Annotated in this window: 15 protein-coding genes and 1 pseudogene; 13 read left to right on the top strand and 3 right to left on the bottom strand. The window is 65.0% G+C overall.

What is annotated here, in order from left to right; translation table 11 throughout:
* Positions 1 to 25: 25 nt before the first annotated feature.
* Positions 26 to 946, bottom strand: coding sequence for a transcriptional regulator GcvA (gene gcvA / locus C7416_RS16640; protein ID WP_111519936.1), 921 nt, complete (start codon positions 944 to 946; stop codon positions 26 to 28).
* Between the two features lie 292 nt (positions 947 to 1,238).
* On the opposite strand from gcvA, the gene C7416_RS16645 reads away from it, so the two are divergent.
* The 8 genes and pseudogenes from C7416_RS16645 (at position 1,239) to C7416_RS16680 (ending at position 8,957) form a co-directional block, all read left to right on the top strand.
* On the top strand, positions 1,239 to 1,520 hold the full coding sequence (locus C7416_RS16645) for a hypothetical protein (RefSeq protein WP_111519937.1): 282 nt from the start codon (positions 1,239 to 1,241) through the stop codon (positions 1,518 to 1,520).
* A gap of 70 nt (positions 1,521 to 1,590) precedes the next feature.
* Complete coding sequence (locus C7416_RS16650; RefSeq protein ID WP_111519938.1) at positions 1,591 to 2,271, top strand: cupin domain-containing protein; 681 nt, start codon at positions 1,591 to 1,593, stop codon at positions 2,269 to 2,271.
* On the top strand, positions 2,265 to 3,398 hold the full coding sequence (locus C7416_RS16655) for a flavin monoamine oxidase family protein (RefSeq protein WP_111519939.1): 1,134 nt from the start codon (positions 2,265 to 2,267) through the stop codon (positions 3,396 to 3,398). Before C7416_RS16650 ends, C7416_RS16655 begins: the two co-directional genes overlap by 7 nt.
* A 48-nt stretch (positions 3,399 to 3,446) precedes the next feature.
* Positions 3,447 to 4,475 (top strand): alcohol dehydrogenase, encoded by a 1,029-nt coding sequence (locus tag C7416_RS16660; protein WP_111519940.1) that lies wholly within the window; start codon positions 3,447 to 3,449, stop codon positions 4,473 to 4,475.
* Between the two features lie 40 nt (positions 4,476 to 4,515).
* Positions 4,516 to 5,760 carry an MFS transporter gene (locus C7416_RS16665; RefSeq protein ID WP_111519941.1) on the top strand — a complete coding sequence of 415 codons (1,245 nt, stop codon included), beginning with the start codon at positions 4,516 to 4,518 and terminating at the stop codon, positions 5,758 to 5,760.
* A gap of 7 nt (positions 5,761 to 5,767) precedes the next feature.
* On the top strand, positions 5,768 to 6,244 hold the full coding sequence (locus C7416_RS16670) for a DUF7706 family protein (RefSeq protein ID WP_116328139.1): 477 nt from the start codon (positions 5,768 to 5,770) through the stop codon (positions 6,242 to 6,244).
* A gap of 189 nt (positions 6,245 to 6,433) precedes the next feature.
* Positions 6,434 to 7,704: pseudogene (locus tag C7416_RS16675) on the top strand (hydantoinase/carbamoylase family amidase).
* Between the two features lie 29 nt (positions 7,705 to 7,733).
* Positions 7,734 to 8,957 (top strand): diaminopropionate ammonia-lyase, encoded by a 1,224-nt coding sequence (locus C7416_RS16680; RefSeq protein ID WP_111519943.1) that lies wholly within the window; start codon positions 7,734 to 7,736, stop codon positions 8,955 to 8,957.
* A 41-nt stretch (positions 8,958 to 8,998) separates the two neighbouring features.
* On the opposite strand, the gene C7416_RS16685 is transcribed toward C7416_RS16680, so the two are convergent.
* Positions 8,999 to 9,463 (bottom strand): Lrp/AsnC family transcriptional regulator, encoded by a 465-nt coding sequence (locus tag C7416_RS16685; protein WP_111519944.1) that lies wholly within the window; start codon positions 9,461 to 9,463, stop codon positions 8,999 to 9,001.
* A 273-nt stretch (positions 9,464 to 9,736) separates the two neighbouring features.
* Positions 9,737 to 10,273 carry a dihydrofolate reductase family protein gene (locus C7416_RS16690; protein WP_111519945.1) on the bottom strand — a complete coding sequence of 179 codons (537 nt, stop codon included), beginning with the start codon at positions 10,271 to 10,273 and terminating at the stop codon, positions 9,737 to 9,739.
* Between the two features lie 226 nt (positions 10,274 to 10,499).
* Between C7416_RS16690 and C7416_RS16695 the strand changes: the two genes are divergently transcribed.
* The 5 genes from C7416_RS16695 to C7416_RS16715 all read left to right on the top strand — a co-directional run bounded on the left by C7416_RS16695 (position 10,500) and on the right by C7416_RS16715 (position 15,397).
* The gene (locus C7416_RS16695; RefSeq protein WP_111519946.1) at positions 10,500 to 11,414 is read left to right on the top strand and encodes a LysR family transcriptional regulator; all 915 of its coding nucleotides are present in this window, start codon (positions 10,500 to 10,502) and stop codon (positions 11,412 to 11,414) included.
* 82 nt (positions 11,415 to 11,496) lie between these two features.
* Positions 11,497 to 12,480 carry a Bug family tripartite tricarboxylate transporter substrate binding protein gene (locus tag C7416_RS16700; RefSeq protein ID WP_240988243.1) on the top strand — a complete coding sequence of 328 codons (984 nt, stop codon included), beginning with the start codon at positions 11,497 to 11,499 and terminating at the stop codon, positions 12,478 to 12,480.
* 73 nt (positions 12,481 to 12,553) lie between these two features.
* On the top strand, positions 12,554 to 13,687 hold the full coding sequence (locus C7416_RS16705; protein ID WP_111519948.1) for an NAD(P)/FAD-dependent oxidoreductase: 1,134 nt from the start codon (positions 12,554 to 12,556) through the stop codon (positions 13,685 to 13,687).
* Positions 13,677 to 14,024 carry a (2Fe-2S)-binding protein gene (locus C7416_RS16710; RefSeq protein WP_111519949.1) on the top strand — a complete coding sequence of 116 codons (348 nt, stop codon included), beginning with the start codon at positions 13,677 to 13,679 and terminating at the stop codon, positions 14,022 to 14,024. Before C7416_RS16705 ends, C7416_RS16710 begins: the two co-directional genes overlap by 11 nt.
* Entirely contained in the window at positions 14,021 to 15,397 is a 1,377-nt protein-coding gene (locus C7416_RS16715) for an NAD(P)/FAD-dependent oxidoreductase (protein ID WP_111519950.1), read from the top strand. Before C7416_RS16710 ends, C7416_RS16715 begins: the two co-directional genes overlap by 4 nt.
* Positions 15,398 to 15,421 lie beyond the last annotated feature (24 nt).

Here is a 15,421-nt window from a genome sequence, read left to right on the forward strand (position 1 = left end):
GGCATTGGCCCTGTTGGGCCTGGTTCTATTCGTTAGGCAGGGCCGCTTCACTCAGCAACCAGTTACGGAATGCCTGCAACCTCGGCAAGCCGGCGCTCTCCGGTCGATAAACGACGTAGTAGGCCAACTCGGAAGGGAATTTCAACTTTGGGAAAAGCCGCACCACACGCCCGGCCGCCAAATCGTCGCGGGCCATGACGCTGCGCGCCAGCGCCACGCCGCGTCCTTCGCTTGCTGCCTGCAACACGGCTGCGGAGTTGTTGATCTTCATGCCGCGCGAAGTCGCTATACCGGAGACGCGCATTTTCTGAAACCACTGATTCCATGTGGGAAAGCCCGCATGGCCGTCGATGGAGAGATCGTGAATGAGGGTGATGCCATCCAGATCCCCGGGGCGGCGCAGAGTTCGATGCTGCCGCAGCAGCTCAGGCGAACAAACCGGGTACACCTCCTCCTCCATGAGCTTTTCCGCAGTCAGTCCGGGCCATGTGCCGGTACCGTAGCGCACGCCAATGTCCACCCGCTGCGCCACGAAGTCCACAGGTTTGAGGTTGGTCTCCAGGCGGATATCAGTGTCAGGGCAGATTGCCTGGAATCGCTCAAAGCGTGGCAGCAGCCATTTGGCAGCGAAAGCGGGGCTGACCGTAACGGTCAGTACTCCACGGACGGAACCCTCCTGCAGCCGTTCCAGGCCCAGGGATAGCCTGTCAAATCCGGCTCGGATGTCCGGCAATGCGCGCAGTGCAGCATCCGTGGCAGAAAGCCGAGCCCGACCACTGCTGCCCCGGACGAACAACGGGGTGCCAAGCCAATCCTCCAGGCCCCGAACCAACTGACCAACGGCAGCAGGCGTGACGTTGAGCTCCTCCGCTGCTGCAGAGAAGCTCTCGTGTCGGGCACTGACTTCAAAGGCGCGCAGCGCATTCAGATGGACCGGAAGCTTCATAACAGTAAATTTTTTCTTTCAATCGCTGAAATTTTATCTCGTTTGCCGGGCGTCTAAGTTTGGCGAAGAATGACGGTCATGCAAGACAGATATTCAGCATCTATTACGTATATCGAGATCCATTAGCGCATCTCTAGACGGATAGTTTCCCTTTCAGATTGCGTTGACCTCGTTGATGGCGGCTCGCTTCTTCGACGCATGTCTGTCGCTCTGGCTGGCCGCAGCTGATGCGTGGGGCAAGCGCTTGCCATTTGCCTCCCTTGTTTTTTAACCACCGGACTCGGAGAGCCCTATGGTCTATCTGCAAATTACCCTCAAGATCGCCAACCCAGACCGCGCCGCCGCGGCTGGCGTCTACCAAAGGTACAAAGAGCCGTTCCTCAGCACCGTTGCCGGCGCGAAGTCGAAGGAACTACTGGTGCGTGAGGCGGACGTGCAAGTGCTGCATGGCTTCGACAGCGAGGAGAACGCCGATGCCTATCTGCAAAGCGAGCTGTTCACGGCAGATGTGGTGGCCAGTCTCGAGCCCTTGCTGGGTGGCGCGCCCGACGTGCGGATCTACGAGGTCGCGTGATCTGGTAAATGGTATGGGGTACATCGGGCCGCCGCGGCCCTGTATCCCGCTTGTCATTAAAGAAGTCCCCATGCTAATGAATGCTGATCTTTCGCTGCACGCAGCCGTCACGCCACATCAGTACCAATGGATAGCCTCGCCCCAGCCGGGCGTCGAGCGCGTGATGCTGGATCGAGTAGGGGGCGAAAATGGGCGCGCCACCAGCGTTGTGCGTTACGCGCCCCATTCCTGGTTTCCCCGCCATCAACATCCGGCAGGCGAGGAAATTCTCGTGCTGTCAGGCACTTTCTCTGAAGGGGACACCCACTATCCGGCCGGCTGGTATTTGCGCAACCCGCCGGGCTCCAGCCACCAGCCCTCCAGCGCCGAGGGGGCGGTCATCTTTGTGAAGCTCAGGCAGATGCAGCGGGGCGAATCCCGCCCGGTTCGCATCGACACGCGTGATGTGTCGCGCTGGACGGTCAGGAATGGCCGTGAATGCTGCCCGCTGTTCTCGGACGACATCGAACATGTCTACCTCGAGCGCATACCGGCGGGCGCCACCGTGTTCGGCGGTCCGGTAGAGGGTGCCGAGATGCTGGTAGTGGAGGGCAGCTTGCGGGAGCGTGCACAGGAATACGAGCTGGGCAGTTGGGTTCGACTGCCGACGGGGGCGTATCCGGATCTCGTCGCAGGCAGATTCGGGGCCTGCGTGTACCTCAAGACCGGGCATCTCGCGAACCCTGTCAGTCTGGAATGCGCGTCATGCTGACCGCGCGCATTGCCATCATCGGCGGCGGCCTGAGTGGCCTGTACGCGGCCTACTTGCTGGAACAGCGTGGCATCCGGGACTACGTGTTGCTGGAAGCGCGCGACGCCTTGGGGGGGCGGATCGTTTCTGTCCCGCCGACGACCCCTACCGAGGAACAGCGGCCCGGAGAACGGTACGACCTTGGCGCAACCTGGTTCTGGCCCGACTTGCAACGGGATCTTCAGGCGCTGGTGGAAGAGCTTGGCCTGCAGACCTTCGCGCAGCCAGAAGAGGGAGACATGCTGCTGGAGCGTTCCCCGACGCACACCCCAGTACGCGTCGATGGCTATCGCTCCACGCCTGCCGCGCGGCGGCTGGTGGGCGGCATGGGCGCGCTCGTCGATGCCCTGCATCAGCGCCTGACAGCAAAGCAGCTGATGACCCGTTGCCAGTTGACGCGCGTGCGCTATCTGGATGACTGTATTGAGGTGCAGGCTGACGGCCCGCGGGGGCGAGGACTCATGCATCGCGTGGCCCACGTGCTGTTGGCGGTGCCGCCGCGTCTTGCAGCCGGCACCATTGTGTTCGAGCCAGCGTTGCCCGACGCATTGGCCGGGCCGTGGAAGCACTGCGCGACATGGATGGCGCCACATGCCAAGTATCTGGCGGTTTTCGATCGACCCTTTTGGCGCGATCAGGGGTTATCCGGCGAGGCGCGCAGCGCTGTCGGGCCGATGACGGAGGTTCACGACGCCTCGGCCCTGGCTTGCCATGGTGCCCTGTTCGGGTTCCTGGGCGTTCCCGCCGCTGTGCGCCGCCAGGTTCCGAACGAGGAATTGCGGGCTCTCTGCCGTGCGCAGCTGGTTCGCTTGTTCGGCCGCTGCGCTGCACAACCCCGCATCGAATATCTGAAAGACTGGGCGCGCGACCCTTACACAGCGCTGGAAGCCGACAACAAGGTGGGCGCCCACCAAGTGTTGCCATTACCTTCCCGCGCGGCGGACGGCGTCTGGTGCAACCGGCTTACCGGTATTGCCAGCGAATGGTCGCCGGAGTTTGGCGGGTATGTCGCGGGCGCATTGGACGCTGCCCGGCGGGCTGTGGCCGCTTTGATGGCCGGCAATACCGCAGATTCCCTTTTGCATTGATTGCCCTTGCGCGCAACGCGGGACCAGAAGAGACATTGGAGTGTCGAGATGAAGCCTACCTATCGAGCCATGCAGATCAGCGGGCCGGGCGTGTTGGAGCTTGTGGAGCGGGCCGTGCCACAGCCTGGCGTCGCAGAGGTGCTGATCCGGGTGGAAGCCTGCGGCATCTGCGGAGCGGATGCGGCCGACATCGAAAGAACAGGCCCTGCTACGCACCCGCCGCGTGTGCCCGGTCACGAGGTGGTTGGCCGCATCCTGGCGATGGGCCCAGGCACGCCATCGATCTGGACGACAGGCCAGCGTGTGGGCGTGGGCCGGCTGGGTGGTCACTGTGGCGAATGCGTGCAATGCCGGCAGGGGCGGTTCCAGCTTTGCCTGAACCAGCCTGTGGTGGGTGCCACCGTCGACGGTGGCTACGCCGAGATGATGCTGGCGCGCAGCACCGGCCTCGTCGCCATTCCAGATACGCTTGGCGCAGAAGAGGCGGCGCCTATCCTGTGCGCAGGTATCGCTACCTTCAACGCCTTGAAGAAGTGCGGCGCGCAAGCTGGCGACACGGTGGCTATCCTTGGCATCGGCGGCTTGGGGCACATGGCGCTGCAATATGCACGAAACATGGGTTTCCGGGTCGTGGCGATCGGGCGAGGCAACGAAAAGGCCGGCGACGCGCTGGCGCTGGGCGCACATGTCTATATCGATAACCCCCGGGAAGATGCCGCTGCGCGGCTCAAGGCCATGGGCGGCGCGCAGGCCATGGTGACCATGATCGATCATGCCGAGGCAATTTCGGCGCTGCTCCCCGGCCTGGCACCCGAGGGGCGGCTGGTTGTCCTCAACCCCGCCAGAAGCCCACTACACATCCCCCCAGGTCTGCTCGTCGGCGGACAACGCAGCATCCTCGGGTCGCTCACGGGTACGCCTTACGACAACGAAAAAACGTTGAACTTCAGTATGCTAGCGAATGTGCGGCCTCGGATAGAGACCATGCCGCTTGAGCAAGCAGCTCAGGCCTACGCGAAGATGAAATCCGGTAGCGCGAAATACCGCATGGTGCTGACGATGGATAATCCGCGTTGAACGCGCTACCGCTCTGTGCAAGGGGCGACCAAATACTAATATGACCAAGTACAACACCCAACCAGCCCTCGACGCATCCGATCTTCTCCCCGACCGCGTCCAGAGCGGCAACATCTGGCGCTTGTCCATCGCCCAGGCACTGGCTGGCGCCAACTCGGTGGTGGTCTATGCCACCGGCGCCATCGTCGGCGACATGCTGGCGCCGATCCCCATGCTGGCTACGTTGCCAATTTCCATCTTTGTGGTGGGCATGGCGGCGTGCATTTTGCCCATCGGTGCGGTCTCCCGCAGATATGGCCGGCGCGCTGCCTTTCTGGTGGGCACCGGGGCCGGTGTATTGACCGGCCTGCTGGCCATGCTTGCTGTCATCCTGGGCTGGTTCTGGCTGTTCTGCCTGGCGACCTTCTTTGGCGGCAGCTACGCCGCCGTGGTGCTGTCGTTTCGTTTTGCGGCCGCCGATGGGGTTGCACCGGCCCGGCGCGCACGGGCACTATCGCTCGTCATGGCAGGTGGCGTGGCCGCGGGCGTCGTGGGGCCGCAATTGGTGACCTGGACCATGGATCTGTGGCCGCGGCATACGTTTGCCATCACCTTCCTGGTGCAGGCCCTCGTGGCAGCGCTCTCGGCGCTCGTCCTGCTCGGGGTAAAGCTACCTCGACCCAGCGTTGCGGAAATGGCCAGCGGCCGGCCGCTCACCGAAATCGCACGGCAGCCGCGTTTCATTGCCGCGGCGATCTGTGGTGCGGTGTCCTATATGTTGATGAACTTCCTGATGACTGCCGCACCGCTGGCAATGCATATCTGCGGGCATCCGCAGGCCTCCGCTAACCTGGGGATGCAATGGCATGTCATCGCGATGTACGCGCCGAGTTTCTTTACGGGTTCTCTGATTGCGCGATTCGGAGCAAGCCGCGTGGCGATCGTGGGCCTGGCGCTCACCGGGCTGTCTGCCGCCGTCGGACTTGGAGGCGTTGACGTGGCACACTTCTGGGCCACGCTGATCCTGCTCGGCCTTGGGTGGAATTTTGGGTTCCTCGGCGCATCGGCGCTGGTGCTGGAGTGCCACCGCCCCGAGGAGAAGACGCGCGTGCAGTCCCTCAACGACTTCATCGTCTTTGGCCTGATGGCGATCGGCTCTTTTTCCTCCGGCGGTCTGTTGTCCGCCTACGGCTGGAACACAGTGCTGTGGGTCTCGTTCGTTCCACTGGTGCTGGCCTTGATGGCGCTCGCCGTGGCAATGAGAAGGAACAAGGCCCTGGCCGCCGAACACCAAAGCATGGCGTGAGACAGTAGTGGCTGGGCAGCTTGCTGCTTATTGTGGCAACCGTATTGCCCCGGCTTTCGTGGCTGGCGTATGGCGCGCAGAAGCGGCCGCGAGTCGGTGCATCGCGCCACGTCACGCATCCAGGTGCTGCTGGACGGCGCTCGCCCATCGCAACAGCCACCCACAACTGTTCGAACTGTTCTCGTCGATCACGGTGTTCGCGCTGGTGTGTGCCTGGACCTCGATCGTGGTCAGCCACCTGCGCTTCCGCAAGCTCAAGATCCAGACCGGCCAAGCGGACAGCCTGTCCTACGCGCTCGACGAGCGGCGCGCAGCCGCTCTGTCGAGGTTGCTCTGCCATGTGACCTGGTCGGATTTAAGCGCATATGCCAGCGATGTCGAGGAAGCCTTGCTGATGCGCGACGCGCTCGACACCATCGGCCGGGCGCTGGTGCTGGGAGAAGCTGGCCGCACCGTGCGGCGCGGTAGTTCGCGCAGACGGTAATGTGCTGCGCATTGCACTACGCAACGCCGCACCCACGCCGCCGCGGAGATTGCACCGTTGTTGCGTTTGCGTGCCGGGGATAGGGCGCGTGTTTCATCCCGCCGCCTCTACCATTGACGTTATCACCCCCGTTGCGACGTCCAGGTCTTCCGCACCAGCGTCCCGGGGGCCGACCGACATGGAGAGTGAATGGAACACACCCCCTCCCGGCGAAACCCGCTATCGCTGGACGGCGCACGGCTGCTGGCCCAGATCCGGGCGCTTGGCGAAATCGGTGCCGACCGCGAAGGCGGCGGCCGGACCCGCATCGCGCTGACCGACGCCGAGAAAGCCGGCCGCGACCAGGTTGTCCAATGGATGCGCGAGCTGGATCTCGAAGTTCGCATCGACCGCATCGGCAACGTCTTCGGCATCCTGCGTTCGGCGGCCGATGATGGCAGCCAGGCGCCGCTGATGACCGGCTCCCATATCGATACCGTCACCAATGCCGGTGCGCTCGATGGCTGCTACGGGTGCTGGCCGGGCTCGCGGTGGCGCGCGCTTTCCGCCAGGCCGGCGTCACGCCGAACCGTTCCATCATGATCGGTGCCTTCACCAACGAGGAGGGCATCCGCTACCAGCCCGACATGATGGGCTCGCTGGTGTATGCAGGCGGACTGCCGGTGCGGCAGGCGCTCGACACGGTCGGCACCGACGGCACGCGGCTTGGCGACGAACTGGCGCGCATCGGCTATGCCGGCGACATGGAACCCGGCGCCGTGGTGCCGCACGAGTACATCGAACTCCATATCGAACAAGGCCCGGTGCTGGAGGCCGAGGGGACGCAGATCGGCGTGGTCGAGAGCCTGCAGGGGATTTCGTGGCAACAGGTGACGGTACAGGGCAACGCCAACCACGCCGGCACCACGCCCACCCGGCTGCGGCACGATGCCGGCTGGGCAGCGGCCGCGGTGGTGGCGTTTCTGCGTGACCTGTCCAACGCGTCGGACGGCACCACGCTGACAACGGTGGGGTGCCTGCGCGTCGAGCCCGGCGTGATCAACGTGATTCCGCGCAAGGCGGTGTTCACGGTCGATCTGCGCGATCCCGATGAAAGCCGGCTGCAGCGTGCCGAAGCGAGGCTGGCGGATTTCCTGGCAGAAGTCGCCGAAGCGGAGGGCGTCACGATGCGCACCGAGCCGCTCGCGCGCTTCGAGCCGGTGAGCTTCGATGCCGGCATCATCGCCGCCATCGAAGCCTCGGCGGCGCGCTTTGGCTACACCCATCGACGCATGACTTCCGGCGCCGGGCACGACGCCCAGATGATCGCGCGCATCGCCCCCGCGGCGATGATCTTCGTGCCGAGCCGCGGTGGCATCAGCCACAACCCGCGCGAGCACAGCGACGACGGCCAGCTGCTGATGGGCGCGCAAGTGCTGCTCGATGTCATCCTCGCCCGCCTTGGGCATACCACTGAGTGATCCCTTCCCCAATGACCGCAGATACCCCCATGCTGACCATCAATTCCCGCGCCCACCTGTGCGACTATCCGGCCGAGCTGAGGCAACTGATGAGCATCGCCGAAGCCGGGCGCAGCCACGCGTGGCTGTCGCACTGGGACCAGCTCAACGCCGGGCCCACGCCGCTGCGCGAACTGCCCGGCCTGGCCGCGAGCCTGGGCATCGCGCAGCTGAGCCTCAAGGACGAGTCGGTCCGCTCGCCGCTCGGCAGTTTCAAGGCGCTAGGCGCGCCGATCGCGCTGGTGCGGCTGGTGCTGCGCATGTTTCCGGAGCGCGACCTCGATCCGTTCGAACTGATCGCCGGCCACCATGCCGCGCTGCTGCGCGACTTCACCGTGATCAGCGCCACCGACGGCAATCACGGCCGCGCACTGGCTGCCGCGGCGCGCAGCTTCGGCTGCCGCTGCGTGATCGTGCTGCATGCGAACGTCAGCCAGGAACGCGAAGACGCGATTGCCGCCTGCGGCGCGCGCATTGTGCGCATCGTCGGCAACTATGACGAGTCGGTCGAGGAAGCCGCCCGGCTGGCCGCGGCCAACGGCTGGACCGTGGTCTCCGACACCTCTTACGAGGGCTATCAGGACATCCCGCGCGACGTGATGCAGGGCTACGGCGCCATTGCCGCGGAAGTGCTGGCGCAGCGCGGCGTCGCGCCCGGCCAGCCATGCCCGTACACCCATGTGTTCCTGCAAGGGGGCGTCGGCGGCCTGGCCGCCGGCGTGGCCAGCTATCTGTGGGAGCGCTTCGGTGCCGGCCGGCCGACATTCGTCGTGGTGGAACCGGCGCAGGCAGATTGCCTGTACCAAAGTGCGCTGCAGGGGCGCCCCGCGCGCGCAACCGGCTCGGTCGACTCGGTGATGGCGGGACTCGCCTGTGGCGAGACCTCGCCGCTGGCCTGGCGCTTCCTGGAACCCAGCGTGGACGTCTTCATGACGATTGCCGACGACGATGCCGTGACCGCCATGCACCGTCTCGCCAGCGGCGACGACGGGGACGTGCCCGTCGTCGCTGGCGAATCCGGAGCGGCCGGCGTCGCGGGACTGGCGGTATTGCGCGCGCAGCCGGCGCTGTCCGCAGCGGCCGGACTGGATGCTGGTTCGCGCGTGCTGGTGATCAATACCGAAGGAGCCACCGCTCCCGTGGTCTACCAGCAACTGGTGGGCGAATCGGCGGATTCCGTCCTGGCGCGCCAGGCCGCGTGGACGGCACGCTGAGCCACGCGTACTGACAAGACGCGATGCATGATCGAGCCCATTCAGGGCTCGACCGCCACACCGAGCGACACCTTGGCCCGCTGCATGGCGACGTGGGTCTTGAAGTTCTTGACGTTGCCGGAGACAAAGAACAACTCGCGCGTCAGGCGCTCGTACTCGGTCATGTCGGCCACGGCCAGCACCAGCAGGAAATCGAAGTCGCCGGTCACGTAGTACACCTGCTGGACCTGCGGGCAGTCGACGAAGCGCTTGCGGACCTCGTCCAGCAGGTCCAGCCGCTCGTTCTCCAGCGTTACCTCGACCAGTACCGTGATCATCTTGCCGACCTGTGCGGGATCGACCACGGCGGTATTGGCGACGATCACGCCTTCAGCTTCCAGTGCGGCGATGCGCCGGTTGACGGCAGACGGTGACAGGTTGACAGCATCGGCCAGCTGTCGCTGCGAGAGCTTGTTGTTGTCCTGCAGCAGCCGCAGCAGCTTGCGGTCGTACGCGTCGAGTTGCATTGCCGTGGTCCTTTCTGCGCGCGGGGCCGTTGCCCTGCGCATGGCATGGAAGGGCCATTTTCGCATCCCGGGCCGGGGATGGCGGCATCCCCGGCGTCGTCGCCCTCAAATCGCGACGCTTTACCGGGGCAACGGCCGCGCGTGCAACGATGTCCCGGATCGTACGGGCGGAACCGGACATCCTTGCGCCGGGCCGCCCGTATGATCTGCCATGCCATGTGCTTCTCTTGCGGTGCTGAACCATGACTTCTGACGACGACCTGCCTGCACTGTTCAACGCAGCACCCGATAGCACGACTGCACCAGGCCAGACGGAAAGGAGCGGCTCGACTCGAGCTTCAGGCTCACGTCGCACGGCAGCGCGCCGAACAATGGCCTGCCTGCCCCGATCAGCACCGGCACCGTGGTGACCACCATGTCGGCGATTAATCCGTCGCGAAGGAAGGACTGCACCACCTGGCCGCCATCGACATAGACGCGCCGCACGCCTTCCGCCTCAAGTTGCGCCATCGCGTCCGCGGGCGTGGCATCCGAGAATCGCACCTTGCCTTGCAAGGCCTCGGGCACCGGCTTGCCGGCCAGTTGCCGGGACAGCACCAGCACCGGACGGTCGTACGCCCATTCGCCCATCGTGACGACCTTTTCATAGCTGCCACGGCCCATCACGATCGCATCCTTGTCGGCGATGAAGGCTGTGTAGCCATGGTCTTCAGCGGGGTCATCCCGCTCCAGGAGCCAGCCGATGTCGCCATCGGGGCGGGCGATAAAGCCATCAAGGCTGGTGGCAATGAAGACGTGTCCGGTGATCATCTCTCTTCCATTGAAATACGCCGGGGCGTAGCGTTGGGATGTGGCTGCCGGGGCGGCCCGAGAGCCGCCATCTTGAGCAAGTCATTACCTCGCGCGGACCATCTGAAATCGTGTCGCCAGCAGGGGAGCGGCTTGCAGAAAGGCGCGTCATCGGTATTCCGTCGGGCCCTTATACTGCATATCCGTACCGCGACCAGGCGGCACCCGAGCAAGCCTTAGGCGACCTATGTCCGAGAAAGTCATAACCCACAGGATGATCGAGGCGTTTCGCGCCGCCATCGCGCATGGCGGGATGAGTGCAGGCGCCGATGCGCTCGGCATGTCCCAGCCTTCGATGAGCCGCGTGATAGCCGAACTGCAGAAGGCAGTCGGCTTCCCGCTCTTCCTGAAACACGGCCGCACGGTGAAGCCGACCGAGGAAGCCCTTGCGCTCATGACAAAGGTCCAGCAATCCTTCCTGGGGCTGGACGAGATCATGAGATTTTCTGACCAGTTGCGCAAGCAGAAGATGGGACGGCTCTCCATCGCGACCATCCCGTCGATCGGACACTCGATCATGCCCGAGGCGATCGAGCACCTGCGAGGCAAATATCCGGATGTATTCATTACGCTCTCGGTGACGTCGTATGTCGAAGTCGCGCGTGCCGTACGCAATCGCCAGGCAGACATCGGCTTCACGGCGGATATTCTCTCCCTCGGCGATCTCGAGACCGTTGCGGAGTTCAGTGCTGATTGCGTTTGCATCGGGACCCGCAAATGGCTGTCGCCAAGGGCGGCCGCCGTCGAGTTGAAGGACCTTGAGGGCAAGCCCTTCGTCGGCCAGACCGGCACGTTCCAGAAGCGCCTGGACGCCTTGCTGGCGACCACGGGGGTGCAACTGGACATCACCGTCGAGGCCTCGCTGTTCCACTCCATGAGCGAACTGGTGCTGCGTGGCATGGGCGTTTCGATCGTCGATCCCCTGACCGGGGTGCTCCATCGGCAGCGTGGCGGGGTGGTGCTACCGCTGAGGCCGACGCTGAGCTATACCTTCTATGCCACCGCCATGAGCGATGCCCGACTTGGCAAGCCGGCCCGGGATCTGCTCCGATACCTGTCGACGGCGACGGAAAAGGCGCGGACCCATATCGAATCTGAATAGGTTGCTGACGCCGGCGCCATAGATTCAAGGGCCGCACCTTCATAACATCTCCATCATGATTTTTAAAAGAGGGGAGACTGTTGTGAAGTTATCTATCCTGGACATAGGCCGCGCCGCCGTCGGGCTGATGGCGACCTTTGCGGCGTGTACGGCCGTCGCGCAGGGCGACTACCCCAACCGGCCGGTGCGTTTTATTGTCAATGCGGCCGCCGGCGGCGCGGCGGATGTGACGGCGCGCATTCTCACCGCCGCCCTCAGCCAGCGCCTGGGCCAGCCCTTTGTGGTGGAGAACCGGCCCGGCGGCGCGGGCGTGATCGGACTCGAGGTTATCGCCAAGGCAGAGCCGGACGGCTACACGATCGGGGGCGCAAACCTCTCTACCTTCGTCGTCGCCGCGCTTGCCGCCAAACGGCTGCCTTATCGCGCAATCCAGGACTTCACCCCGATTGCAAAGCAATGGACGCAGCCGAATCTTCTGGGCGTGACGCCTTCGCTTGCGGTCAATTCCGTCAGCGACCTGGTGACATATGCCAAAGGCCATCCCGGCGAACTGTTCTACGGCTCTACCGGTACCGGAACCTCGCTGCACGTGGTGACCGAACTGTTCCGGACCAAGGCCGGCATACAGATCACGCACGTGCCCTACAAGAGCGCGCCCGCGGCGGAATCTGACCTGGCAGCCGGGCAGATCCAGTTGATGATCAGCAACTTCACCTCCATGGAACCGCAGGTACGCGCCGGCCGCATTCGCGCGTTGGCCATCACGGGCCCCAACCGCTCGCCGTTGCTGCCGAATGTGCCAACCATCGCGGAAGCCGGATTTCCCGCCGTCGAAATGGTGACCTGGGGCGGGGTGGTCGGGCCGGCACGCATGCCCGCCGCCATCGTCCAGAAGCTGAACGCCGAGATCAACGCGATCCTGGCCGATCCGCGCATCGTAAAGCAGCACGAGAGCCTGGGCGCCACCGTTGCCCCCGGTACCCCCGCGCAGTTTGCCGACCTGATCAGGGCCGATGCCGCCAAATGGGGCGCGGTCATCAAGGCCGGTCATATCAGCATCGATTGAAGCAACCACGCCGCCCGTCTCGCAAGAGAACGCATTGTGCCGGACTGATGGATCGGGCGGCCGAAGGACAGACATGCGCAAGGAAGAAGTCATCGTTGTGGGGGGCGGCGTGGTGGGTGCGGCCATAGCCTTCGGTGCCGCGAAAGCCGGGGCGCCGGTCACGTTGCTCGACCAGGGCGACATCGCGAACCGCGCTTCGCGGGGAAATTTCGGGCTGGTATGGCTCCAGAGCAAAGGCGACGGGTTTCCCCGCTATGCGCGCTGGTCCCGGGATGCGATCGATCATTGGCAACCGCTCGCGGCCGAGTTGCTGTCCCTCACCGGGATCGACGTCGATCTGCAACAGGCGGGCGGCTTCTGGATAGGGTTCAGCGAGACGGAAATGCGCGCTCGCGAGAAGCTGCTGGAGCGTCTCAGGCACACGGGTGCGGGCGTGCCGTACCGGATGATGGAGCATGCCGAGCTGAAGACCCATCTCCCCGCCATCGGACCGAAGGTGGCTGGCGGCAGCTGGTGTCCGCTGGACGGGCATGTCAATCCGCTCAAGCTGCTGCATGCCTTGCACGCGGGTCTGAAAGCGCTGGGCGCACAGGTGTTTTCGGGAGTGGATGTGACTGCCGTGCGCCATCGGACCAACGGCGGCTTTGTCGTGGCAGGTTCGGACAACCGGAGCTGGAGCGGCGACCGGCTCGTGCTGGCGGCCGGACTCGGCAACAAGCAGCTTGCACCGCAGGTGGGGCTGCACGCGCCGGTCGAGCCAAACCGGGGCCAGGTCCTGATCACCGAGCGGCTCAGCCCGTTCTTGCCCTATCCGACCAACAAGGCGCGGCAGACGGCGGAAGGGACGGTGCAGCTTGGCTATTCCGTCGAGGATGTTGGCTTCGATGATGGCACCACCGTATCCGCCATCGAGTGGATCGCACGGCGTGCCGTGGACACCTTCCCGCTGCTTGCCAACGTGCGCCTGGTCCGCGCCTGGGGCGCGCTGCGCGTGATGACGCCGGACGGACACCCGATCTACCAGGAATCCCGGTCATGTCCGGGCGCATTCGTCGCGGCCAGCCACAGTGGCGTGACGCTTGCGGGCACGCATGCCTATGTCGTCGGGCCATGGATTTCGGGACTTGGACCCGCACCGGACGATATCGAAGAATTCGCCGGGGATCGTTACCTCGACCCCACCAGGAGCTTTGCCAATGCCCACTAAAGACCACGCCGCCGGTGCACCGCTGTTCATGGCGGTCGAGACCGATCGATCGTCCACCGTCACCCTGACGTTCGAAGGCCAGCCGCTGAGGGCGCCAGCCGGTGCCACCGTTGCCGCGGCGCTGCTGCTGAACGGCGTGACGCCGTTCCGCGCCACACCGGTGACATCCGCCCCGCGTGCGCCGTATTGCATGATGGGCGTCTGCTTCGAGTGTCTGGTCGAGATCGACGGAAAGCCCAGCCGCCAGGCCTGCCTGACAGCGGTCCGGGACGGCATGGTCATCAAGCGCCAGCAAGGTGCCTCGGCAATTGCTATCGAGGAAGAGGTTGAAGCATGAACGGTGCAGTGTTCGATGTGGTCGTGGTTGGCGCGGGCCCGGCCGGACTGTCCGCAGCGATCGAAGCGCGGCAGTGGGGCCTGAGCGTCGCCGTGCTGGATGAACAGCCGGCGGCTGGCGGGCAGATCTATCGGAATGTCGACGCGGCAAGCCCGACGCTGCGCGCGGTCCTTGGCGATGACTATGTTGCCGGCGCGGCGCTGACAAGGGCCTTCGCCGCATCGGGGGCGCGGCATATCGCTGGGGCCTCCGTGTGGAACGTCGGCCGGGACCGGAAGGTCAGCTACCTGCAAGACGGTGCCAGCCAGGCCGTCGAGGGCAGGTCCGTCGTGCTGGCCAGCGGGGCCATGGAACGTCCCTTCCCCGTGCCAGGCTGGACGCTGCCCGGCGTGATGGGCGCCGGGGCGGCGCAGATCCTGATCAAGAGCGCGGCAGCGCTGCCGCGGCAGCCGGCGGTCCTGGCAGGCTGCGGGCCGCTGCTGTATCTGCTGGCCGTGCAATATCTGCGCGCGGGCATCGAGCTCAAGGCGGTCGTGCACACCACGCAGCGCGCTGACTATCTGCGCGCCGTTCCCCATCTGCCGGCGGCATTGCGCGGTTGGCGGGACCTGCGCAAGGGCATGGACATGTTCAGGCAACTGCGGCGCCATCGCGTCCCGGTGTATGCGGGGGCGCAAGCCCTCGCCATCCAGGGCGAAGCTTGTGCCGAAGCCCTGTGCTTCACGCACCGGGGCGTCGAGCGTCGTATCGACACCTCGCTGGTACTGCTTCACCAGGGTGTCGTGCCCAATACCCAGATCAGCTGGGCGCTGCGGGCCAGGCACAACTGGAGCGATGCCCAGCTGTGCTGGATTCCGGAGACGGACCAGTATGGCGAAATCGAAGACACGCGCATCTATATCGCGGGCGACAGCAGAGGCATTGTCGGTGCCAGGGCATCCGCGGTGCAGGGAAGGCTGGCCGCGTTGTCGATTGCTTCCAGGTTGCAGCGACCCGGCGTGGGCGAGCGGCGGGTGAGAGAGTCATCGTTGCGTGCCGAGCTGCAAGGACACTTGCGCATCCGCCCCTTCCTGGATGCGCTGTACCGCCCCAGCGACTCGCATCGCATGCCCGCGGATGACGCGGTCATTGTCTGCCGCTGCGAGGAAGTGACGGCGGGGACCGTCAGGAAGTATGTCGAGGTGGGTTGCCATGGCCCCAACCAGGCCAAGGCGTTTGGACGCTGCGGAATGGGTCCGTGCCAGGGGCGCCTCTGCGGCCTGACCGTGACCGAACTGATCGCGCAGGGACGCGGCGTGGCGCCACAGGAAGTGGGCTATTACCGCATCCGCCCACCCATCAAGCCCGTCACGCTGGGCGAGCTGGCGGGATAGCACCGCGGCCTGGGCGGGGCCATG

The organism is Cupriavidus phytorum (genome assembly GCF_003254285.1).
In the GTDB taxonomy this organism is placed as follows: Bacteria; Pseudomonadota; Gammaproteobacteria; order Burkholderiales; family Burkholderiaceae; genus Cupriavidus; species Cupriavidus phytorum.

Excerpts from the sequence above, each read along its gene's own strand:
- gcvA (WP_111519936.1), bottom strand. The coding sequence starts at position 946 with ATGAAGCTTCCGGTCCATCTGAATGCGCTGCGCGCCTTTGAAGTCAGT.
- C7416_RS16645 (WP_111519937.1), top strand. The coding sequence starts at position 1,239 with ATGGTCTATCTGCAAATTACCCTCAAGATCGCCAACCCAGACCGCGCC.
- C7416_RS16650 (WP_111519938.1), top strand. The coding sequence starts at position 1,591 with ATGCTAATGAATGCTGATCTTTCGCTGCACGCAGCCGTCACGCCACAT.
- C7416_RS16655 (WP_111519939.1), top strand. The coding sequence starts at position 2,265 with ATGCTGACCGCGCGCATTGCCATCATCGGCGGCGGCCTGAGTGGCCTG.
- C7416_RS16660 (WP_111519940.1), top strand. The coding sequence starts at position 3,447 with ATGAAGCCTACCTATCGAGCCATGCAGATCAGCGGGCCGGGCGTGTTG.
- C7416_RS16665 (WP_111519941.1), top strand. The coding sequence starts at position 4,516 with ATGACCAAGTACAACACCCAACCAGCCCTCGACGCATCCGATCTTCTC.
- C7416_RS16680 (WP_111519943.1), top strand. The coding sequence starts at position 7,734 with ATGCTGACCATCAATTCCCGCGCCCACCTGTGCGACTATCCGGCCGAG.
- C7416_RS16685 (WP_111519944.1), bottom strand. The coding sequence starts at position 9,463 with ATGCAACTCGACGCGTACGACCGCAAGCTGCTGCGGCTGCTGCAGGAC.
- C7416_RS16690 (WP_111519945.1), bottom strand. The coding sequence starts at position 10,273 with ATGATCACCGGACACGTCTTCATTGCCACCAGCCTTGATGGCTTTATC.
- C7416_RS16695 (WP_111519946.1), top strand. The coding sequence starts at position 10,500 with ATGTCCGAGAAAGTCATAACCCACAGGATGATCGAGGCGTTTCGCGCC.
- C7416_RS16705 (WP_111519948.1), top strand. The coding sequence starts at position 12,554 with ATGCGCAAGGAAGAAGTCATCGTTGTGGGGGGCGGCGTGGTGGGTGCG.
- C7416_RS16710 (WP_111519949.1), top strand. The coding sequence starts at position 13,677 with ATGCCCACTAAAGACCACGCCGCCGGTGCACCGCTGTTCATGGCGGTC.
- C7416_RS16715 (WP_111519950.1), top strand. The coding sequence starts at position 14,021 with ATGAACGGTGCAGTGTTCGATGTGGTCGTGGTTGGCGCGGGCCCGGCC.